The organism is Allokutzneria albata, assembly GCF_900103775.1.
GTDB lineage: Bacteria > Actinomycetota > Actinomycetes > Mycobacteriales > Pseudonocardiaceae > Allokutzneria > Allokutzneria albata.
This window is the reverse complement of sequence record NZ_LT629701.1, coordinates 2,626,900-2,646,185: the sequence shown is the minus strand read 5'-3', so window position 1 is coordinate 2,646,185 and position 19,286 is coordinate 2,626,900. Positions and strand designations below refer to the sequence as shown.

The following is a 19,286-nucleotide window of genomic DNA, read 5'->3' as shown; positions in this document are numbered from 1 at the left end:
CTCAGATGAAGAAGGCTTGCAGGATCACCAGCAGCACCAGCACCGCGGTCCCGCCGACGAGCAGGCCGATCCACAGGCGGTGCGCGGTGGGGCTGGGCGGCGGTTCCTCGTGGTGCGACAGTCCGGACGTGCCGCTCTCCGCGGGCGGCATCTCGCTCATGACCGGGCCTTCGCCGTCTTGCGGTTGTTGGCCTTCTGGATGGCCTTGACCAACTCGTCCTTGGTCATCCTGGAGCGGCCGGGCACGTCGAGCTTCTTCGCCTGGGCGTAGAGGTGCTCCTTGGTGGCGTTGGCGTCGACCCCACCCGCGGTCCTGCCGCCACGGCCACCGGAGCGCCGCGCCGCCTGCTTGTCCGACGGCCCCTTCTGGTCCTTGGCTTCCCAGTGGTCGCCGACCTTCTCGTGGGTGTGCTTCAACGCCGAGAACGCGACGCGGTGCGAACGCTCGCCCTCGCCGTAGCTGTCCACGGCCGAGTCGTGCGCCTTGACCCACGTGCGCTGGGCCTTCTTCGATGAACGCTTGAGTGTCGAGGGCAGGGCTTCCTTACCGGGCATGACGTTCACCTCCCACGCGACGGATTCCCTGGGAGCCCGGCTCCAAACAAGCCGTGAGCACGTCCTCGACACCCACCGCGAGCAGGGCCGGGTCGGGCTCGTCGCCGAACGTCTCGCCCCGGCGCAGTTCCGCCGCGGTGAGCACGATGTGCGGTGATCCTGGCGGCGGGCCCCACTGCCACACCGGCGCCGGGCCGAACAACACCACCGAGGGAGTGGCGAACGCGTAGCCGAGGTGCGCGGTCCCGGTGTCGCCGCAGATCACCAGCGAGGCCCCGGCGATCAACGCGCACAGCTCCGGCAGGCTCGTCCGGCCCGCCGAACACACTCCGTGACCGGCGCCGGCGAGCACCTCCCGGACGAGCCCGTCCTCCCCGGGGCCGCCGGTGATCACGACCTCCTGTCCCTCGCGGGCCAGCTCGGCCGCCACCTGCGCGAACCGCTCCGGCGGCCAGCGCTTGCTGCCGAAGGCGGCACCGGGGTGGATCACCACCGCACCGGGGTGACGGCTGGGCAGCGGGGGCACCTGCAGCCGGAAGTCGTTCGCGTCGGCCGGAATGCCGTGTGCGATCAGCATCTCGCACCACCGCTCGCGCTCGTGGAGATCGTCGCGCCACGGCGGGCCGTCCCAGCCGTGCCCGGAGTGTCCTATCCGGATCTCGGGTTCCAGCGCGTCGAGCACGCGGTTGCTCTCCGGTCCGGCGCCGTGCAGGTTCACCGCCACGTGCGGCCGGAACGCCTTGGGCGGCAAAGGCTGCAGGCCGGGCGTCGGCAGGACCTCGTCGACGCACCCGGCCAGCTCGGCCAGCGGGGTGAGCCACGCGGGGCCGGCGTAGTGCAGTTCCCGGTTCGGCCAGTGCCGCTTGAGGGCACGCAGCGCCGGGACCGCGACCAGGAAGTCGCCGAGTTTCAGTGCGCGCAACACGATGATCATCGGATGTCCTCTGCGGCCGAAAGGGGGGAGAAGTGGGCACGGAGAGTAGTAGTTCTGCTCCATACGTTTACCCCCGGACACTGAGGCAACCACCGTGAGCATGGAACACGTCGCCGCGAGAGCGGTCCTCTTCGATCGCGACGGCACCCTGGTGGAAGACGTGCCGTACAACGGAAATCCGTCGTTGGTGCGGCCGATGCCGGGTGCGGTCGCGGCTGTCGCGGCGGCCCGCGCCGGAGGGCTCGCGGTGGGCGTGGTCAGCAACCAGTCCGGCATCGGCCGGGGGTTGCTGACCTGGGACGAGGTCGGCGCGGTGAACGCGCGGGTCGAGGAGGTCTTCGGCGGGTTCGACACCTGGCAGATCTGCCCGCACACGCCGGACGAGGGCTGCGCGTGCCGCAAACCCGAGCCCGGCATGGTGTTGGCGGCCTGCGCCGAACTCGGGGTGCTGCCCGAGGAGACCGTGTTCGTCGGCGACATCGAGGCCGATGTCCTGGCGGCCGAGCGCGCCGGGACGCGGTCCGTGCTGGTGCCGACTCCGGTCACGCTGCCCGACGAGGTGCACCGCGCCGAGACCGTCGCGGCCGACCTGCCGGAAGCCGTCCGGCTCGCACTGTCATGAGCGTCCGGGTGCTCGTGGCGCGGTTGGACAGTGACGGTGACGTCCTGCTGGCAGGCCCCGCGATCCGGGCGGCGGCCACGGGTGGAGACGTCACCCTCTTGTGCGGGCCGCTGGGCAGGCAGGCGGCCGAGCTGCTGCCCGGGGTCTCGGAGATCGTCGAGTGGGCGTGCCCGTGGATCGTGCCCGATCCGCCACCGGTCGATCCCGCCGACGTGCAGGGCCTCGTTGACCAGATCGCCGAGCAGCGCTTCGACGTCGCGCTGATCCTCACGTCCTTCCACCAGTCACCGCTTCCGCTGGCCCTGCTGCTCCGGCTGGCCGGGGTTCCCCGCGTCGTGGCGTCCTCTGTGGACTTTCCAGGATCGTTGCTGGACATCAGGTTGTGCCAAGAGGAGGACATCCCCGAAGCGCAGCGGGCCTTGCAGGTCGCTGAGGCCGCCGGTTTCGCGCTTCCGCCCGGTGACGACGGCCTGCTGCGGGTGAAGGCGCCGCCCAAGTACGAAGGTCCGGACCGCTACGTCGTCGTGCACCCCGGCGCTTCCGTTCCCGCGCGGGCGTGGTCGCCGCACCGCTGTGCCGAAACCGTTGTGGCACTGGCGGAAGCGGGCCACCACGTGCTCGTGACCGGGAGCCCCGGCGAGAGCGAGCTGACCGCGCTGGTGGCGGGTGACCACGGTGTCGATCTCGGTGGCAGGACGAGCTTCGCCGAACTCGCCGGTGTGTTGGCAGGTGCGGAAGCCGTCGTCGTGGGCAATACGGGACCCGCGCACCTGGCCGCCGCGGTGGGAACTCCGGTGGTGTCGCTGTTCTCACCGGTGGTTCCCGCGAGCAGGTGGGCACCTTACGGCGTTCCGGTCCGCCTGCTCGGCGACCAGTGGGCCGAGTGCCGTGGAACGCGCGCCCGTGAGTGCCCGATCCCCGGACATCCCTGTCTGAACTCGGTTTCCCCCGATGCCGTTGTCGCGGCAGTCGACGAACTCCAGGCGGTGACAGCGTGAAAGTCCTTGTCTGGCACGTACATGGCGGGTGGATGACGTCGTTCGTCCAGGGCCCGCACGAGTACCTGCTTCCGAAGCTCCCCGAAGGCGGCCCCTTCGGATCGGGTCGGCTCGGCCGCGACTGGCCGGAGTCCGCCCGCGAGGTCGGCCCGGAGGAGCTGCGCGACACCGACGTGGATGTCGTCGTGCTGCAACGGACCGAGGAGCTGGAGCTGGCCGAGAGGTGGCTCGGCCGGCGCGTGCCGATGGTCTTCGTGGAGCACAACACGCCCAAGGGCGGGCGCCACCCGCTGGCCGACCGCGACGACCTGACCATCGCGCACGTCACCCACTTCAACTCCCTCATGTGGGACTGCGGCAGCACACCGACCACGGTGATCGAGCACGGCGTCGTGGACCCGGGGGAGCGCTACACCGGCGAGCTCCCCCGAGCTGGCGTGGTGATCAACGAGCCGGTGCGCCGGTGGCGGGTGACCGGGACGGACCTGTTGCCGCGCTTCGCCGAGGCCGCTCCGCTGGACGTCTTCGGGATGGGCCTGGACGGGCTCGCCGAGAAGCTGGGCTGTGACCGGATCACCCCCGTCGGGGACCTGCCCACCGAGAAGCTGCACGCGGAGCTGGCGCGCCGCCGCGTCTACGTGCACCCGCTGCGCTGGACCTCGCTCGGGTTGTCGCTGATCGAGGCGATGCACCTGGGCATGCCGGTCGTCGCTCTCGGCGTCACCGAGGCGGCGAGGGCAGTGCCCGCCGAAGCCGGTTTCGTGTCCACGAGCGTGGACGAGCTGGCCGCCGCCGTCGAGCTGCTGCTCGCCGAGCCGGAGCTGGCGGCCCGGCTCGGGCAGGGAGCGAGGAAGTTCGCGCTCGCCCACTACGGGCTCGCCGCGTTCGTCGAGAACTGGGACCGGCTGCTGAGCCGGATCGCCCATGACACCGTGAGGAGGTGACGAGATGAGAGTTGCCATGATCTCCGAGCACGCGAGCCCGCTGGCCGCGCTCGGTGGCGTCGACGCAGGAGGCCAGAACCTCCACGTCGCGGAGCTGTCCGCGGCGATGAGCAGGCTCGGCCACGAGACAACGGTCTTCACTCGCCGGGATGATCCCGCTCTGCCCGAGGTGGTGCGCGCACCACAGGGGTACCGGGTCGTGCACGTGGACGCGGGGCCCGCGAAGTACGTGCCCAAGGACGATCTGCTGCCCTACATGGGGGAGTTCGCCGACGTGCTCCGGCGGCACTGGGCGCGCGAGCGCCCGGACGTGGCGCACTCGCACTTCTGGATGTCGGGGCTGGCGACGCTGCTCGCCACCAAGGAGCTCGGCGTGCCGTTCGTGCACACCTTCCACGCGCTCGGCGTGGTGAAACGCAGGCACCAGGGTGCGGCCGACACCAGCCCGAGCGAACGGATCTCCATCGAGCGGCTCATCTGCCGTGAGGCCGACCGGATCGCGGCGACCTGCAGCGACGAGGTCTTCGAGCTGGTCAGGATGGGCGTTTCCCGGGATCGCGTCTCGGTGGTGCCGTGCGGGGTGGACCTGTCCGTGTTCTCCCCGACCGGCCCGGCCGCCGAACGCCTGCTGCCGCACCGCATCGTCACCGTCGGCAGGCTGGTGCCGCGCAAGGGGGTGGACACCGCGATCTCGGCGCTGCCGATGCTGCCGGACACCGAGCTCATCGTCGCGGGCGGCCCGGAGCAGCGGAAGCTGACCGGCGACCCCGAGGTGGGACGATTGCTCTCGCACGCCACCCGGCTCGGCGTCCGGAACCGGGTTTCCCTGCTGGGCCAGGTTTCCCGCGCCGACATGCCCGCGTTGCTGCGCTCGGCCGACGCGGTGGTGTGCGCGCCTTGGTACGAGCCGTTCGGCATCGTGCCGCTGGAGGCGATGGCGTGCGGAGTCCCGGTGATCGCGAGCGCGGTCGGCGGACTGGTCGACACCGTCGTGGACGGAGTGACCGGCAAGCACGTCCCGCCTCGCGATCCCCGTGCGCTGGCCCAGGCCGTGCGCTCGTGCATCAACGACCCCGTCCGCCGCGCGGAGTTCGGCACGGCCGGGCGTGATCGAGCCGAGTGCCGCTACTCGTGGGATCGGGTCGCGGCGGAGACGGCGCGGCTCTACGAGCGCACACGGCCCGTCGTCGCCAAGCAGCAGTCGGTGGGTGAGATGCGATGACCCGCACGCTTCCCGACCCGATCGCCCGTGACCACATCGACGCGCTGACGGTGACGTTGTCCGCGCTGCGCAAGCAATCCAGCACCCTGGGGCGCTGGGGGCGCGTGCTCGCCAACCGCCTCGACGCCGGTGCGCGGTTGCTCGTGGCGGGCAACGGTGGCTCAGCGGCCGAAGCGCAGCACCTCACCGCCGAGCTGGTCGGCCGGTTCCAGGATGACCGGCGTCCGTTCTCCGCGCTCGCGCTGAACGCGGAGACGTCGAGCCTGACTGCGATCGGCAACGACTACGGCTACGAACAGGTCTTCGCACGCCAGGTCACCGCGCACGCCCGCCCCGGCGACGTGCTGCTGCTGCTGTCCACATCCGGGCGCAGCCCGAACCTGTTGCGCGCGGCGGAAGCCGGGCACACCGCCGGAGCGCTGGTCTGGGCGCTGACCGGCTCGGCGCCGAACCCGTTGCACGACGCGGCCGACGAAGCCGTTGCGCTGCCGGGCTCCACCAGTTCCGTGCAGGAGGCCCAGTTGGTCGCCGTGCACGTGCTGTGCGAGGCGTTCGAGGCCGCACTGTCCGAAGTGGACGCGCATCGGAGGGTGTCGTGAACCTTGTCGTCGTGGGTGACACGCTGCTCGACGTCGACCTCGTCGGGACGGTGAACCGGATCTGCCCGGACGCTCCCGCGCCCGTGCTGGACCTCGCCGACCGCAACTACCGCCCAGGGGGAGCGGGGCTCGCCGCCCTGCTCGCCGCGCGGGACGGCACCAACGTCACGCTCGTGACCGCACTCGCCGAAGACGATGCGGGACAACGGCTCCGTGACGAGCTTCGTGCTCTGAACGTCGTCGCCGGACCTTCGCGGACACAGACTTCGGTGAAGACGCGGGTGCGGTGCGCGGGGCAGTCCCTGGCGCGCATCGACGAAGGCGCACCGGGGGCGGCGCCGAGCGCGACCGACGAGATGCTGGAGGCCGTGCGCGGCGCTGACGCCGTCCTGGTTTCCGACTATGGCCGGGGCTTGTTGTGGGACAGGCGGTTGCGCTCGACGTTGACCGAGGTCGCCGGTCGAGTTCCCGTTGTCTGGGACCCGCATCCGCGCGGCCCGGAGCCGATCCCGGGCGCGACGATGGTGACACCCAACGCCAGCGAGGCCGACCTCTCCGACCCGGGCGTCACCGCCGCGCACCGGGCCGCCCGGCGGCTGCGGGATCGCTGGTCGGTGCGCGCGGTCGCGGTGACGTTGGGGTCGGCCGGAGCGGTGCTCGACCAAGGCGGTCTGCCGCTGGCCGTGCCCGCCCCGAGCGTCCCGGTCTTCGACCCGTGTGGAGCGGGGGACCGGTTCGCCGTCACCGTCGCCACCAGGCTGCTCGTCGGTGCTACGCCGGAGGAAGCCGTCACCTCGGCGGTCAGCGCCGCGGCCCGGTTCCTCGCCGATGGTGGGGCGAGTTCGGTGGGCGCGACCCCGGTATCCGTTGTGGACAGCAACGATGCGCTTCGCAGAGCAGAGGAAGTGCGGGCGCGCGGCGGCACCGTGGTGGCGACCGGCGGGTGCTTCGACCTGCTGCACGCGGGGCACACCAGAACCCTGGCCGCGGCGAGGGCGTTGGGCGACTGCCTCATCGTGTGCATGAACTCCGACGACTCCGTGCGCAGGCTCAAGGGTCCGGACCGGCCGATCAACCCCGAGCGGGAGCGCGCCGAACTGCTGGAGTCGCTGACCTGCGTCGACGCGGTCGCGGTGTTCGACGAGGACACCCCGGAGTCCATTGTGGACATGATCAGGCCGGACATCTGGGTCAAGGGCGGCGACTACCGCGCCGAGGACCTGCCGGAGGCGGCCCTGCTGAGCAAGTGGGGCGGCTGCGCCGTCGCGGTCCCGTACCACCCAGGACACTCCACCACCCGGCTGGCCCTGGCGCTGGCCGAGGCGGGCTGAGCACGAAAGGACACAGCAGTGCGAGTTGTGGTGACAGGAGGGGCTTCCGGTCTGGGGGCCGCGGTCGCGACGGCGGTGCGCGAGGCGGGCGGGCGCGCGTTCGTCCTGGACAAGGCCGCGCCCAGCGACAACACCGACTTCGTGCCGGTCGACCTGAGCGACAGCAGGGCCGCCGAGGAGGCGGTGACGGAGGCAGCGGCACAGGCGGGCGGGCTCGACGCGGTGGTGACCGCGGCGGGGATCGACAGCTGCGGCCCGCTCAGCGGAGTGTCCACATCGGACTGGGAACGCGTGGTCCAGGTCAACCTCTTCGGCACCGTCGCGGTTGTCCGCGCGGCACTGCCACACCTGGAACGCAGCCACGGCAAGGTGATCACCGTCGCGTCGACCCTGGGTCTGCGCGCGCTGCCGGAGGCGACCGCCTACTGCGCGTCGAAGTTCGGCGTCGTCGGATTCACGCGGTCGCTCGCCACGGAGCTGGCCGGTCGAGTCGGCGTGACCCTGGTGGTGCCCGGCGGGATGCGCACGCGGTTCTTCGACGAGCGCGACGAGAAGTACCGGCCGCCGGACGAGAGCAAGCTCAATCCGCCGGAGAACGTCGCGGCGGCGATCCTGAACGCCCTCCGCCAGCCCGCGGGCTGTGAGATCAGGGAGCTGGTGATCGCCCACGCCGAGGAGCCCTCCTGGCCCTGACGTACGGTGCTCGCATGGCGCTACATGTGGTTGTCGGGGCCGGGCCGGTGGGTTCGGCGGCGGCGCGGTTGCTCGCGGACGAGGGCGAGCGGGTCCGCCTGGTCAGCAGGCGCGGCGGCGGTCCCGAGCACGCGGGGATCGAGCGGGTCGCGGCGGATGCCACCGTCGACCTCGCCCGGCACGGGAAAGGCGCCGTCGCGCTCTACAGCTGCGCGGGCCCGGCCTACCACCGCTGGCCCACCGACTGGCCACCGCTCGGAGCCTCGCTGGTCAGCGCCGCGGAGGAGACCGGGGCGGTGCTCGTCACCACCGGCAACCTCTACGGCTACGGCCAGGTCGACGTGCCGATGACCGAGGACCTGCCGCTGCGCCCGAACTCGGTGAAGGGCCAGGTTCGGGCGTCGTTGTGGGCCGCGCAGCTGGCCGCGCACGAGGCCGGTGTCATCCGCACGGCCGAGGTGCGCGGCTCGGACTACCTGGGTGCGGGCGCGCTCTCCCCGTTCAGCGCCTTGGTGCTGGCCAAGGTCGTGGCGGGGCGGCGCGCGTCGATCCCGGCGGATCTGGACGCGCCGCACAGCTGGACCTATGTCGGCGATGTCGCCAAGACCCTGGTCGCCGTCGCCGCCGATCCGAACGCTTGGGGACGGGCGTGGCACGTGCCCACCGCGCCGCCGATGTCCGTGCGCGCCCTCGCCGCCCGTACCGCCGAGCTGGCGGGTGCGCCCGCCGTGCGGCTCACGAAGATGCCCGCGTTCGCGCTCCGGCTGGCCGGGCTGTTCAACCCCACCGCGCGCGAGATGCTTGAGGTGCAGTACCAGTTCCAGCGGCCGTTCGTCCTCGACTCCTCCGCTGCCACGGACGCGTTCGGGATCAAGCCGACGCCGACCGACGACGCCCTGCGAGAAATGCTGTAGGCGTGTGGTTGAAGGTCCGGCGGAAGACGTCGATGAACGCGCTGGCCGAGGACCAGCCGCAGGCGTGCGCCACCGCCGTCACCGGCAGGTCGTCCGCCAGCAGGACCAGGGCGTGGTGCAGCCGCAGCTGAGTGCGCCACTGCGGGAACGTGATGCCGAGATCGGCCTTGCAGAGCCGAGAAAGCGTGCGGTCGCTCGCGCCGATCTCCTTGCCCAGCTCGGCGAGCGTGCGGTTGTCCGCCGGATCTTCACGGAGGACGTGGCACAGCGCTCGCAGGCGAGGGTCGGTGGGCGCGGGCAGGTGCACCGGCTCCTGCGGTGAAGCACGCAGCTGGTCGAGCAGAACCGCCCGCAGCCGGCGACGCTCCGGGCTGTCGTCGTGCGGGGCGCGCGTGTAGGCGAGGATCAGCTCGCGCAGCAGCGGACCCACGCTCAACACCGTCGGCTCCGTCAAGCGCAGCGGATTGTCCTTGGCGGGCAAGCCGATCAGGTGCAGTTCGAGTTCGCCGTGCGCCTCGTGGGCGTGCACGGTCCCCGCGGGCACCCAGATCGCGCGGTTCGCCGGAGCGACCCAGGAACCCGCGTCGGTCGTGATCGCCAGCACCCCGCGCGCGGCGTAGATGATCTGGTGGTCGTCGTGGCGGTGCGCGTCGATGGTCGCCCTCGACGCCAGCTGCTGCGCTCGGGTCGGCGCCTTCGGCATGTGGCGGGTTTGCGTCATTAATTGGCAGCTTATCGAAAGCGCGCCACCGCTGCCTTTGGTTCGGTTGCCTCGTGAGACCCGTGATGCTGCTCGCGGTCGGCCATGCCTGCGTGGACATCTACCAGGGGGCCGTCGCCGCGCTCGTACCGTTCTTCGTTCTCGAACGGTCCTACACCTACGCCGCCGTCTCCGGGATCGTGCTCGCCGCGTCCCTGCTGTCGTCCGTGGCACAGCCGTTGTTCGGCATGCTGACCGACCGTTGGTCCCTGCCGTGGCTGCTGCCTGTGAGCACCCTGCTCGGCGGCACCGGCATCGCTCTGAGCGGCCTCGCCCAGTCGTATTCGTGGACGGTGTTCTTCGTTGCGCTGTCCGGGATCGGCGTCGCGGCCTACCACCCCGAGTCCGCTCGCCTCGCCCGCATCGCGTCGCGCGGGAGCCACACCGCGATGGGCTGGTTCTCGCTCGGCGGCAACGTCGGTTTCGCTCTCGCGCCGCTCTTGGTCGCCGCGCTCGGGCTTTCCCCGTTCCTCGTGCTGCCCGCCCTCGTCGGGAGCGTCTTGTGCTTGCCCGTACTTCGTCTTCGCGGGTCCGCTGGTCGCGTCGCTCCTTCCGGGCTTGATGACCCGGCTTCGTTCGTGCGGCTGTCGGTGGCGGTGGTCTGTCGGTCGATCACGTTCATCGGCCTGAGCACGTTCATCGCGCTGTACGCGCAGCAACGTGGGTTTGGGGGTTTCGGGGGTGCTGTCGCGCTGTTCGTGCTCTACCTCGGCGGGGCGGTGGGGACTGTGCTGGGCGGTCGCCTGGCGAACCGGTGGGGGCGGGTGGCTGTTGTGCGGTGGTCCTACTTGGTGAGCGTGGTCGCGGTTGCCGGGGTTGTCTTTGTGCCCGGGTGGTTGTTCTACGTTTTTGTTGCGTTGACTTCGATGGGGTTGTACGTGCCGTTCTCGTTGCAGGTGACGTTGGGGCAGGATTATTTGCCTGGACGAGTTGGGACTGCTGGCGGGATCACATTGGGGTTGACCGTGAGTGTCGGGGGGTTGGCCAGTCCGGTTGTCGGGGGGATTGCGGATGCCGTGTCGTTGCAGGTTGCTTTGATGCCGTTGATCGTGATGCCTGGGGTGGCTTGGTGGGTGCTTCGGTCGTTGCGGGAGCCGCGGCTTTGATCTTGCGCACCCGGGTGAAGCCCGACCCCTCATCTACAGCGGCGGCCACTCGGCGTTTCGGGCGCCTGGGAATTCACCCCGTAGGGCCCTGATCATCTATTATTCTTGACCAAAATCGAAAGCATGGACCCCGATGAAAAACGCAAGGCAGCCTGTGCTGCGCGAGGTGAAGCTGCTGCTGCTTTTGCGGTCGAGTTGATGGACCGTGTCGCGGGGCCGGGGGTGTTGGAGGCGATGGCCGCAGGCCGAGTGGACGAGGGCAAGGCGTTGATGATCGTCGATCAACTCCGGCCTCTCTCCGCCGCCGACGCGCGATCGCGGCGGGGGATCTGTTGGCGTGGGCGGAGTGCCGTAACTACACCTCGACGCGTCAGCGGGCGCAGCGGGTGGCGGAGAAGACCAACCTGCCGAAGGACCACCGCACGTTGGACCAGATGCGGGCGGATGTGGCGGCGGATCTGTTGCAGCGCAAGGAAACCCCTGCGCCGTTGGGTGGGGTGGGCCTGTATCTCACGATGCCGGTGACGAGTCTGCTCGGGACGAACGACGACTCGGCCTACCTCCCCGGCTACGGCTACCTTCCCGCGCACATCGGCAGGGGGCGCCGTTCTGAGCGACCGCGCGGGGAGACCCACGTCACTTGCGGGGCTGTCACATCGTCATGAGCTGTCCCGTCTTAGAGGTGTACCCACCCAAACGGATGGCAGGGAGTGCACCAATGAACGCTCGCTTGAACCTCTTCGGCAACGCGGTCGCGGGGAAGTTCCTGAAGCACATCGTCGCTTCGGGCAAGGCGATCACGGACTCGGGGCTGCCCGCGGCCACGCAGGAGCTGGTGAAGATCAGGGCCAGCCAGATCAACGGGTGCGGGTTCTGCACGGACATGCACACCAAGGAAGCGACGCACGCGGGGGAGACCTCGGTGCGGCTCAACCTGATCGCGACCTGGCGCGAGGCCACGGTGTTCACCGAGGCGGAGCGCGCGGCGCTGGAGCTGGCCGAACAGGGGACGCGGATCGCGGACGCGGCCGGGGGCGTCTCGGACGAGGTGTGGGCGAACGCGGCCAAGCACTACGACGAGGACCAGATGGCGGCGCTGGTGTCGCTGATCGCGCTGATCAACGCCTTCAACCGGGTGAACGTCCTGGTGCAGCAGCCCGCCGGGGGCTACGAGGTCGGCCAGTTCGGCTGAGCGGACAGGGTTTCCCGTCGTGGCGAAGGTCCATGTGGGGACGACGTTGACGCCGCACTTCCGCGAGTTCCTCCCGCGATGGGTGGCACGGCAACGGTGGTACCGGGGGACTGGTGTGCCCGAGTTGTCGCCCGTCGGGTTCTTCCGCTTCGAAGACCCGGCGGGCGAGGTGGGCATCGAAACGCACCTCGTCACGGACGGGGCGGAGCTGTACCAGATCCCGATGACCTACCGGGGCGAGCCCTTGGCCGGGGCGGCGCCGGAGGCGCTGATCGTGACGGCGGAGCACAGCGTGCTGGGGACGCGGTGGATCTACGACGGGAAGCCGATCCGTTGTGGCGTGAGCGGGTGCTGGACCTCGTTCGTACCAACGGTTCTGCCGAGCCGAGCGGTCGGATCGGCTATTCGGCCGAAGCGCGCGGTGAGGCGCTGGTGCCGACGGCGGAGGCGGTGCGGGTGGAGCTGTCGCGTGTGCTGACCGCTCCTGCGCCGGAGCCCGCGGCGGACGCGGTCGGCGTGCTCGTGGGCACGTGGCACCCGGACGGCCCAGAGGCGCCGGCGTTCAGCGGTCACCTCGCGATTGTGTTGCGCCAGCGACGATAACGGCGGTGTTAGGGTTGTGCGCATGAGGTCGCACAGCTGCCCGGCCACTTCGGAGATCACTCCGGAGCGGGTGTTCCACGCGCTGAGCGACCCGGTGCGGCTGGAGATCGTCAGGGACCTGGCCAGGCTCGGCGCGGCCACCTGCGCCGAGGTCACCTACGACCGGCCGAAGTCGAGCATGTCGCACCACTTCAAGGTGCTGCGCGAAGCGGGGCTGGTGCACAGCAGGGGCGAGGGCGTGCACCTGATCAACTCCCTGCGGCGCGAGGACCTCGACGAGCGGTTCCCGGGACTGCTCGACGCGGTCCTCGGCGCCATCGGCACAACGGATCAGGACGCGTCGTAGCGCGCCAGCCAGTGCGCGTACTGCGGGGGCAGGGTCGTCGCGGCCGGAGCCTCGACACCGAGCTCGCGCGCGGCGCGGTACGGCCAGTGCGGGTCGGCGAGCAGGGCGGTGCCGATCGCGACGAGGTCGACCTGCCCGTTGGCGATGAGATCGTTGGCCTGGCGGGGAGTCCTGATCCGCCAGCTGGTCGCGGTGGGCAGCTCGGCCTCCTTCCGCACGCGCTCCGCGTAGGGGGCCAGCAGCGCCGGGCCCCACGGGATCTCCGCGTCCACAGTGGAGAATCCCATGCTGACGTCGACGAGGTCGAGGCCGTCGGCCTTCAGGTCGCGAACGGTCTCGATGGCGTCGACCAGCGTCTCCTCGTCGTGGCCGTCGAACTCGATCACGCCGACGCGAGCGGTGAGCGGCCGGTCCTCCGGCCAGACGGCCCGCACCGCGCGCAGGGTCTCCACCAGGAAGCGGGCCCGGTTCTCCCGGCTGCCGCCGTAGTCGTCGGTGCGCCGGTTGGCGTGCCGGGACAGGAAGCTCTGCCCGAGGTAGCCGTGGGCGAAGTGCAGGTTCAGCCACTCGAAGCCGAGGTCGCGGGCCCGCTCGGCGGAGGAGACGAAGTCGGCGCGCACCCGGGCGATGTCCTCGACGGTCATCTCCCTGGGCACCTTGCCGAGGCCGCCACCGAACGCGATGGCGGACGGGGACAGCGTCGGCCAGCCGCGCGGGTCGTCGTCGGGGATGTGGTCGTCGCCCTCCCACGGGCGGTTGGCGCTGGCCTTGCGCCCGGCGTGGGCGAGCTGGATACCGGCGACGGCGCCCGCGGCCTTGATCTCGCCGACCACCGGCGCGAGGGCGTCGGCCTGCGCGTCGTTCCACAGGCCCAGGCACCCGGGCGAGATCCGGCCCTCCGGCGAGACCGCGGTGGCCTCCACGGTGACCAGGCCCGCGCCGCCCCTGGCCAGCCCGGCCACGTGCGCGCGGTGCCAGTCGTCCACCACACCGTCGACCGCCGAGTACTGGCACATCGGCGAGACCATGATCCGGTTCCGCAGGGTCACGCCCTTGAGCGGGAACGGGTCGAACAACGTCGGCACGGCAATCCCCTTTGTTCGATAGTTCTCGTACAGTAGAACAAGGGGGGTCTCAGGCGCCAGCAAGCACTTCCAGGTATCGCCCGCGCACTCCGCTCAGGCCGGAGACGACGGCACCGTCGCAGGACAGTTCCCCGGCGTAGCCGTCGTCGGAGTCCCACAACATCAGCCCGCAGTCCATGCCCGGCCCCAACGGAGCCGAGGGCAGGTCCAGCAAACGCGCTCCCACCAGGTCGGGCGTGAGCCGCGAACCGAAGCCCTGCAAGGCGAACTGGATGCCGAACACGGGATGCCGCCCGGGTGCCCGCGGCGGAGCGACATCGGCGGGCAAGGCCTCGAACGGCAGTCGGCCGTGCTCCATCGCGTTGATCCGTTCCCGGTGCACGACGTCCACGGGATCACCGGAACCCAGCTGCAAACGCAGCAGCAACAGGTCCCGCGCGCCGCTCACGGTCACCTCGTCATCGGGGTGCCACCGATGCGCGACCGGCACAGCGACGGTCATGTCCGAAGCACCTGTGGCCTCGGACAACACCTGCCCGAAGGCGGCGAGCAGCACGGTGAACGGGGTCGTCCCGGCGGCAGCCGCGCGAGCGCGGACCGTGCGCGCCAGCGCGGGTGGCACGACGATGGGAACGGTCTCCGGCGCACCGGGCGAGGACAGCACCGGCAGCCCAACCGAGTCGCCCAGGCGCCGGCGCCAGTAGCGTTGCGCCGCCTGCGCTTCCGGGCTGGCGAGATAGGCGCGCTCACGGCGGACCTGGTGCTGCGCGGACGGCGGATCGGGAAGTGACTCGCCCCTGTAGAGCGGCCCCAGCTCCTCCATCAACAGCGCCAACGACATGCCGTCGACCGCAGTTCCGTGCACCGTCAGCGTGAGCACGTGGTCATCCGAGAGCGCGGCGGTCAGCAACGGCGGACGGCTCGCGTGCGGGCGTGGCGGCTGAGAGCCCAGCCCGAGCGGGACCGGGCACGGCGGATGGATCAAGCGCGCGAAACCGCGCAGCCGGAGATAGGCCGTGCGCAGGACCTCGTGTCGCGCGACCAGCTCGTTCAGCGCGGCTTCGAGCGCTGCGCGGTCAGGCGGGCCACTCAACGCGAAGGACACCGTGCGGACCCCGGACAGTGCTTCTGCGAAGCGATCGTCGACGCGTCCGCGTTCGATCAGCAACGCCGGGGCGAGCCGTTTTCCGCCTTGCAACAGGGAGATCAGCTCAGCCCGCGCGGCGCGCAGAACCGCGCGGGCTGAGTCGGTGAAGACCCCGGGCGGCGCGAGGAAGCACAGTTCGCCCTCCTCGGTCCACAGCTCCACACCGGCGTCGACCAGCTCGCCGACCGCTGCGAGGTCAGACACGCCCGGCCTGCATGGTGTCGTCGTCCACTCGATGTCCGTCCGCGGTCAGGGCGTGCGCCAGGTCGCTCACCAGGGTCGCCACGCTCGCACCGTCGAGCACCTGGCGCAACGCCAGGGAGACCCCGAACCGGGAGGAGATCGCGTTGCGCAGCTGCGTCGCCATGATCGAGTCGACGCCGACCGTGGTCAGCGGCTCCTCCTCACCGAGGTCGTTGCTGGTCACGCCGACCACGCGGGTCAGCGACGACCACACCTCCGGGAGCAGCCGAGCGCGCGCGGCCTCGGCCGACAGCCCCCGCACGCCGTCGAACACCGCGCCACCAGTGACTTCACGCCCGAGCACCGCGAGCACTTCGGGACGCGTGCGCCGCATCTCCACGTCCTCGGCGCGCCCCACCAGACGGCCGTCAGCCGCGAACACCTCCACCCGGCCGCGCAGCCCGGCGGAGTCCTTGTCGGTGATCTCCGCACGCGCCCACAGCTGACCGGAACCGGCACGCGCGACGTCGAGGGAACCCAAGCGCATGAACAACATCAGGCCCTCGTCGGCGGGCACCATCGCGTTGAACAGCTGCATGCACGCGTCGAGCACGCCGCTCTCGAAGCCGGTCGCCGCGGACGGGTCGGGCCCGGCGGAAAGCCGGGCGAGGACGACGCGGTCGGACACGTGCCAGAGCCTGTCGATCAACGCGACGCTCGGACCGAGGTCGAGGCCGCGCTCCTCCCGCATCGCCACGTAGAACTCCGAACCCTGGCGCGAGTCGCCGTCGATCTCGGCCAGATCGAGCTGCCCGTCCAGCGGCGCTCCCGCAGCGGCGGAGGCGCGTGCGTGCTCGCACCAGTCGCCGGCCTGCGAGTACACGCGGACCGCGGAGCCGTCGACGATCGTGTGCACCGTCCGCTCCTCGTCAACGACCAGGGCTTCGCGGATCTCCAAGTCCACCAAGCGAGAGCTACCCGATGCCGCCAAGGCGAGTTCCGCGTAGACGCCCACGTGCACGAGACCCGCACTGTCGGCGACATCCTCCGGTGCGAGCACAGTCTCGTACTGCGTTTGCGGCAGTGGTGAGGGAACCTTGCGTCCCAACAAGCCCGCGCTCTCGCGATACGGGCGCGCGGCGCGGTGCAGGCCGTCGAGCCACAGCTTGCGACGCTCGAAGGGATACGTCGGCAGCGCGCACGTCCGGCCTTCCCCAGGAGCGGAGACGGCGACGCCCAAGGCGTGCAACGAGCCGAGGCTGCTCAGCAGCTGGCGGGTGTCGTTCTGCTTGCGCTTCAACGATGAGAGCCATGTGGCGGAGTCCGGCGCGCCGCGCTGGCCGAGGTCCGTGAGCGTGCTGTCCGCGCCGATCTCCACGAAGCACGTGACGCCGATGTCCAACAGCGCCCGCACGCCGTCCCAGTAGCGCACCGGCTCGCGCATGTGCCGCCGCCAGCGGTGGGAATCGGGCAGCTCGCCGGGCTCGGCGATGGCACCGGTGAGGTTGCCGGCGAAGGGCAGCACCGGGTTGGTGATCGCGACCTGCTCGGCCACCGCCTCGAAGCGGTCCAGCACGGGATCGAGCAGCCGCGAGTGGAACGCGTGCGACACGGGCAGCCGACGCGACGTGATCCCCAAGCGGCCCAACACCGAAGCCAGCTCGGTGATCGCGTCGACGGGTCCGGAGAGCACGACCTCGGCGGGCCCGTTGTAGGCGGCCACCTCGACGCGGCCGATCAGGTGCCCGATCTCCTCGGGAGTGGCGAACACCGCGAGCATCGCGCCCTCGTCGGCGGGTAGCGCGGCCATCAGCCTGCCGCGCTCCACGCACAACCGCAGTCCCTCGCGCCAGCTCATCGCACCGGCAGCGCAAGCGGCGGCGTACTCGCCGAGGCTGTGCCCGGCCACGGCCGCCGGAGTGACGCCGAAGGAGAGCCACAAGCGGGTCAGCGCGGCCTGCACGGCGAACACCGCGGGCTGGGCCACCGCCGTGTCGGTGATCGGCGCGCCGTCGCCATCGGTGCTCGCCGGGTAGAGCAGGGGAAGCACCGAGCCACCGGCCGCGGCGTCGATCTCCTCGATGGCCTCGCGGTAGACCGGCTGCGTCTCGAAGAGCTCGCGCCCCATGCCCACCGAGGCCGTTCCCTGGCCGGAGTACAGGAAGGCCACAGACGGGGCCGCATCGCGCGGAACCCGGCGAACCGAGCCGCCTCCCGAAGCGACTTCGTCCAGCAACAAAGCCATTTCCGAGGCATCGGACGCGGTAACAGCGGTGCGCCACGCCAACCGCGCCCGGCCCGTGTTCGCGGTGTGGCACACGTCGGCCAGCGGCGCCGCGGAAGGACTGCGCAGGTAGTCCGCGTAGCGCCCGGCGAGCGCCCGCAGCGCGGACTCGGTGCTCGCAGACACAGTCAGAACGCTTGCAGGCGCAACAGGAACCGGAGCCGGGGGAGTGGGCGGCTGCACACTGTCTTGCGGGACAGCCGCATCCGGTCGGCTCCGGCGTGCAGGAACAGCATCGCACGCCGGAGCCTCCACCAAGACGTGCACGTTGGTGCCGCTGAAGCCGAACGCGCTCACGCCCGCGACCCGCCGGCCCTGCCACTCCACAGTGGACAGTGAGATCTCCGCGCCGACCGCCGCCAAGGCCGGGTTGAGCTCGCGAACGGGCTGGCCGGGGATGACACCGTGCCGCACGCACAGCACAGCCTTGATCAGCCCGGCGACACCGGCCGCCGCCTCCGCGTGGCCGATGACGGCCTTCGCCGAGCCCAGCCGGAGCGAACCACCGCCGAGCACCGAGTCCACCGCCGCCACCTCGATCGGATCGCCGACCGCGGTCCCGGTGCCGTGGCACTCGACGTAGCCGACGTCTTCGGGCGCCAGGCACGCGTCCGCGAGCGCCGCCGTGATCACCTCGGCCTGGGCGCGGCCGCTCGGCACGGTGATCCCGTTGGAGCGCCCGTCCTGGTTGACCGCGCTGCCCCGGATCACCGCGAGCACGGTGTCCCCGGCGGCCTCGGCGTCGGACAGCCGCTTGAGCACGACCATTCCGCAGCCCTCGGCGCGGCCGTACCCGTCCGCGTCCGCCTCGAACGTTCGGCTGCGGCCGTCGGAGGACAGCGCGCCCATGTTGTCGAGCACGGTGGTCAGCTCCGGCAGCAACACGAGGTTCGCGCCACCCGCCAGCGCGAGGTCGGACTCGCCACCGCGCAGCTGCCGCACCGCCTGGTGCACCGCGAGCAGCGACGAGGAGCACGCCGACTCCACGGCCAGCGCCGGGCCGCGCAGGTCGAGCAGGTAGGACAGCCGCCCCGGCGCCATGCTCAGCATGTTGCCGGTGAACGCGTACGGGCTCAGCCGGGCGGGGTCGGCCTGGAACTGCCGGTGCAGGTAGTCGGGGCTGATCAGGCCGAGGTAGACGGCGGTGTTGCTGCCCGCGAGCCGGTCGGGCGCCTGGCCCGCGCGCTCCAGGGCCTCCCACGCGACCTCCAGGAACAGCCGGTGCTGCGGGTCCATCGCCGCGGCCTCGGTCGGGGTGAGCCCGAAGAACGCCGCGTCGAAACCGTCGACGTCGTCGAGCAGCAGGCCCTCGCCCGCCCGGCCGGAGCGCACCGGCTCGCCGGTCAGCAGGGCGCTCCAGTAGGACTCGGGGGTGGTGATCCCGCCGGGGAACCGGCAGGCCATGCCGACGACCGCGATCGGCTCGTGCGCGTGCGCCATGCTCACGTGATCCGTTCTGGGGTGGGTGGACTGGGGACGGGGTGCTCTGCGACCCGATTCGCAAATGTTCTTCGCGAATTCGGGTGCGGCACTCGCGCGGCTTCCGTGACGAAACGGTAGCGCCGATGTGTCATGCCGGACAGCGCAGGTTACGGACAATGGCGCAGGTCACAGGGAAACCTCAACGGCGTGTGAAGCCCTTATTACGGTTTGCCCGACGGCCCCTTTCCGCTTGACCGATCAAGCGATCTCGGTGTTAGCTTTCGTTCGGCTTCCGGCGAAGTTTTGTGCCGACCTGGCCCGGTCCTCCCTCAAAGGTGAGTGGGCC

The 19,286-nt window shown here is 71.0% G+C and carries 20 protein-coding genes and 1 pseudogene; 14 read left to right on the top strand and 7 right to left on the bottom strand.

Annotation, left to right across the window (positions count from 1 at the left end; genetic code table 11):
* Position 1 precedes the first annotated feature (1 nt).
* From BLT28_RS40045 to BLT28_RS11850, 3 genes are read right to left on the bottom strand one after another with little or no spacing between them, the layout of a single operon-like run.
* The gene (locus BLT28_RS40045; RefSeq protein WP_156051571.1) at positions 2-160 is read right to left on the bottom strand and encodes a DUF6480 family protein; all 159 of its coding nucleotides are present in this window, start codon (positions 158-160) and stop codon (positions 2-4) included.
* A complete protein-coding gene (locus BLT28_RS11855; RefSeq protein ID WP_030432452.1) occupies positions 157-555 on the bottom strand; it encodes a ChaB family protein in 399 nt (132 codons plus the stop codon). Before BLT28_RS11855 ends, BLT28_RS40045 begins: the two co-directional genes overlap by 4 nt.
* On the bottom strand, positions 545-1,489 hold the full coding sequence (locus BLT28_RS11850; protein ID WP_197684017.1) for a glycosyltransferase family 9 protein: 945 nt from the start codon (positions 1,487-1,489) through the stop codon (positions 545-547). The genes BLT28_RS11855 and BLT28_RS11850 overlap by 11 nt, the downstream gene beginning before the upstream one ends.
* A gap of 100 nt (positions 1,490-1,589) precedes the next feature.
* Here BLT28_RS11850 and BLT28_RS11845 point away from each other — a divergent pair, with 100 nt between their 5' ends.
* Genes BLT28_RS11845 through BLT28_RS11810 form a run of 8 tightly spaced genes read left to right on the top strand, consistent with a single transcriptional unit; the run spans position 1,590 to position 8,812 of the window.
* Positions 1,590-2,111 (top strand): D-glycero-alpha-D-manno-heptose-1,7-bisphosphate 7-phosphatase, encoded by a 522-nt coding sequence (locus BLT28_RS11845; protein ID WP_030432454.1) that lies wholly within the window; start codon positions 1,590-1,592, stop codon positions 2,109-2,111.
* Entirely contained in the window at positions 2,108-3,109 is a 1,002-nt protein-coding gene (locus tag BLT28_RS11840; protein ID WP_030432455.1) for a glycosyltransferase family 9 protein, read from the top strand. Before BLT28_RS11845 ends, BLT28_RS11840 begins: the two co-directional genes overlap by 4 nt.
* The gene (locus BLT28_RS11835) at positions 3,106-4,053 is read left to right on the top strand and encodes a glycosyltransferase (RefSeq protein ID WP_030432456.1); all 948 of its coding nucleotides are present in this window, start codon (positions 3,106-3,108) and stop codon (positions 4,051-4,053) included. Before BLT28_RS11840 ends, BLT28_RS11835 begins: the two co-directional genes overlap by 4 nt.
* 4 nt (positions 4,054-4,057) lie before the next feature.
* The gene (locus BLT28_RS11830; protein ID WP_052407958.1) at positions 4,058-5,275 is read left to right on the top strand and encodes a glycosyltransferase; all 1,218 of its coding nucleotides are present in this window, start codon (positions 4,058-4,060) and stop codon (positions 5,273-5,275) included.
* The gene (locus BLT28_RS40895) at positions 5,272-5,874 is read left to right on the top strand and encodes a D-sedoheptulose-7-phosphate isomerase (protein ID WP_030432458.1); all 603 of its coding nucleotides are present in this window, start codon (positions 5,272-5,274) and stop codon (positions 5,872-5,874) included. Before BLT28_RS11830 ends, BLT28_RS40895 begins: the two co-directional genes overlap by 4 nt.
* Positions 5,871-7,205, top strand: a complete 1,335-nt coding sequence (rfaE2, locus tag BLT28_RS11820; protein WP_030432459.1) for a D-glycero-beta-D-manno-heptose 1-phosphate adenylyltransferase — start codon at positions 5,871-5,873, stop codon at positions 7,203-7,205. Before BLT28_RS40895 ends, rfaE2 begins: the two co-directional genes overlap by 4 nt.
* An 18-nt stretch (positions 7,206-7,223) precedes the next feature.
* Positions 7,224-7,898: an SDR family oxidoreductase gene (locus BLT28_RS11815; protein WP_030432460.1), complete on the top strand. Its 675-nt coding sequence runs from the start codon at positions 7,224-7,226 to the stop codon at positions 7,896-7,898.
* A gap of 14 nt (positions 7,899-7,912) precedes the next feature.
* Entirely contained in the window at positions 7,913-8,812 is a 900-nt protein-coding gene (locus BLT28_RS11810) for an NAD-dependent epimerase/dehydratase family protein (RefSeq protein ID WP_030432461.1), read from the top strand.
* Here the strand turns inward: BLT28_RS11810 and BLT28_RS11805 are convergent.
* On the bottom strand, positions 8,769-9,533 hold the full coding sequence (locus BLT28_RS11805; protein WP_030432462.1) for an AraC family transcriptional regulator: 765 nt from the start codon (positions 9,531-9,533) through the stop codon (positions 8,769-8,771). The two genes, BLT28_RS11810 and BLT28_RS11805, sit on opposite strands and share 44 nt — an antisense overlap.
* Before the next feature lie 65 nt (positions 9,534-9,598).
* On the opposite strand from BLT28_RS11805, the gene BLT28_RS11800 reads away from it, so the two are divergent.
* The 6 genes and pseudogenes from BLT28_RS11800 (at position 9,599) to BLT28_RS11780 (ending at position 12,819) form a co-directional block, all read left to right on the top strand.
* Positions 9,599-10,678: an MFS transporter gene (locus BLT28_RS11800; protein ID WP_030432463.1), complete on the top strand. Its 1,080-nt coding sequence runs from the start codon at positions 9,599-9,601 to the stop codon at positions 10,676-10,678.
* Between the two features lie 332 nt (positions 10,679-11,010).
* Positions 11,011-11,343, top strand: a complete 333-nt coding sequence (locus BLT28_RS11795) for a hypothetical protein (protein ID WP_030432464.1) — start codon at positions 11,011-11,013, stop codon at positions 11,341-11,343.
* A gap of 53 nt (positions 11,344-11,396) precedes the next feature.
* Positions 11,397-11,870: a carboxymuconolactone decarboxylase family protein gene (locus BLT28_RS11790; RefSeq protein WP_030432465.1), complete on the top strand. Its 474-nt coding sequence runs from the start codon at positions 11,397-11,399 to the stop codon at positions 11,868-11,870.
* A gap of 19 nt (positions 11,871-11,889) precedes the next feature.
* Positions 11,890-12,132, top strand: a pseudogene (locus BLT28_RS42840) (maltokinase N-terminal cap-like domain-containing protein); the annotation flags it as partial.
* Positions 12,133-12,176: 44 nt separating this feature from the next.
* Positions 12,177-12,473: a hypothetical protein gene (locus BLT28_RS41880; protein ID WP_156051573.1), complete on the top strand. Its 297-nt coding sequence runs from the start codon at positions 12,177-12,179 to the stop codon at positions 12,471-12,473.
* A gap of 22 nt (positions 12,474-12,495) precedes the next feature.
* Positions 12,496-12,819: an ArsR/SmtB family transcription factor gene (locus BLT28_RS11780; RefSeq protein ID WP_043813468.1), complete on the top strand. Its 324-nt coding sequence runs from the start codon at positions 12,496-12,498 to the stop codon at positions 12,817-12,819.
* On the opposite strand, the gene BLT28_RS11775 is transcribed toward BLT28_RS11780, so the two are convergent.
* The 3 genes from BLT28_RS11775 to BLT28_RS11765 are packed head-to-tail and all read right to left on the bottom strand — an operon-like array spanning position 12,804 to position 18,958.
* Complete coding sequence (locus BLT28_RS11775; RefSeq protein WP_030432468.1) at positions 12,804-13,904, bottom strand: NADH:flavin oxidoreductase/NADH oxidase; 1,101 nt, start codon at positions 13,902-13,904, stop codon at positions 12,804-12,806. The genes BLT28_RS11780 and BLT28_RS11775 overlap by 16 nt on opposite strands.
* A 49-nt stretch (positions 13,905-13,953) precedes the next feature.
* Entirely contained in the window at positions 13,954-15,255 is a 1,302-nt protein-coding gene (locus tag BLT28_RS11770; RefSeq protein WP_043813471.1) for a condensation domain-containing protein, read from the bottom strand.
* Positions 15,248-18,958, bottom strand: a complete 3,711-nt coding sequence (locus tag BLT28_RS11765) for a type I polyketide synthase (protein WP_052407960.1) — start codon at positions 18,956-18,958, stop codon at positions 15,248-15,250. Before BLT28_RS11765 ends, BLT28_RS11770 begins: the two co-directional genes overlap by 8 nt.
* Between the last annotated feature and the right edge of the window lie 328 nt (positions 18,959-19,286).

Excerpts from the sequence above, each read along its gene's own strand:
- BLT28_RS40045 (WP_156051571.1), bottom strand. The coding sequence starts at position 160 with ATGAGCGAGATGCCGCCCGCGGAGAGCGGCACGTCCGGACTGTCGCAC.
- BLT28_RS11855 (WP_030432452.1), bottom strand. The coding sequence starts at position 555 with ATGCCCGGTAAGGAAGCCCTGCCCTCGACACTCAAGCGTTCATCGAAG.
- BLT28_RS11850 (WP_197684017.1), bottom strand. The coding sequence starts at position 1,489 with ATGATCATCGTGTTGCGCGCACTGAAACTCGGCGACTTCCTGGTCGCG.
- BLT28_RS11845 (WP_030432454.1), top strand. The coding sequence starts at position 1,590 with ATGGAACACGTCGCCGCGAGAGCGGTCCTCTTCGATCGCGACGGCACC.
- BLT28_RS11840 (WP_030432455.1), top strand. The coding sequence starts at position 2,108 with ATGAGCGTCCGGGTGCTCGTGGCGCGGTTGGACAGTGACGGTGACGTC.
- BLT28_RS11830 (WP_052407958.1), top strand. The coding sequence starts at position 4,058 with ATGAGAGTTGCCATGATCTCCGAGCACGCGAGCCCGCTGGCCGCGCTC.
- BLT28_RS40895 (WP_030432458.1), top strand. The coding sequence starts at position 5,272 with ATGACCCGCACGCTTCCCGACCCGATCGCCCGTGACCACATCGACGCG.
- BLT28_RS11810 (WP_030432461.1), top strand. The coding sequence starts at position 7,913 with ATGGCGCTACATGTGGTTGTCGGGGCCGGGCCGGTGGGTTCGGCGGCG.
- BLT28_RS11805 (WP_030432462.1), bottom strand. The coding sequence starts at position 9,533 with ATGACGCAAACCCGCCACATGCCGAAGGCGCCGACCCGAGCGCAGCAG.
- BLT28_RS11800 (WP_030432463.1), top strand. The coding sequence starts at position 9,599 with ATGCTGCTCGCGGTCGGCCATGCCTGCGTGGACATCTACCAGGGGGCC.
- BLT28_RS11790 (WP_030432465.1), top strand. The coding sequence starts at position 11,397 with ATGAACGCTCGCTTGAACCTCTTCGGCAACGCGGTCGCGGGGAAGTTC.
- BLT28_RS11780 (WP_043813468.1), top strand. The coding sequence starts at position 12,496 with ATGAGGTCGCACAGCTGCCCGGCCACTTCGGAGATCACTCCGGAGCGG.
- BLT28_RS11765 (WP_052407960.1), bottom strand. The coding sequence starts at position 18,958 with ATGGCGCACGCGCACGAGCCGATCGCGGTCGTCGGCATGGCCTGCCGG.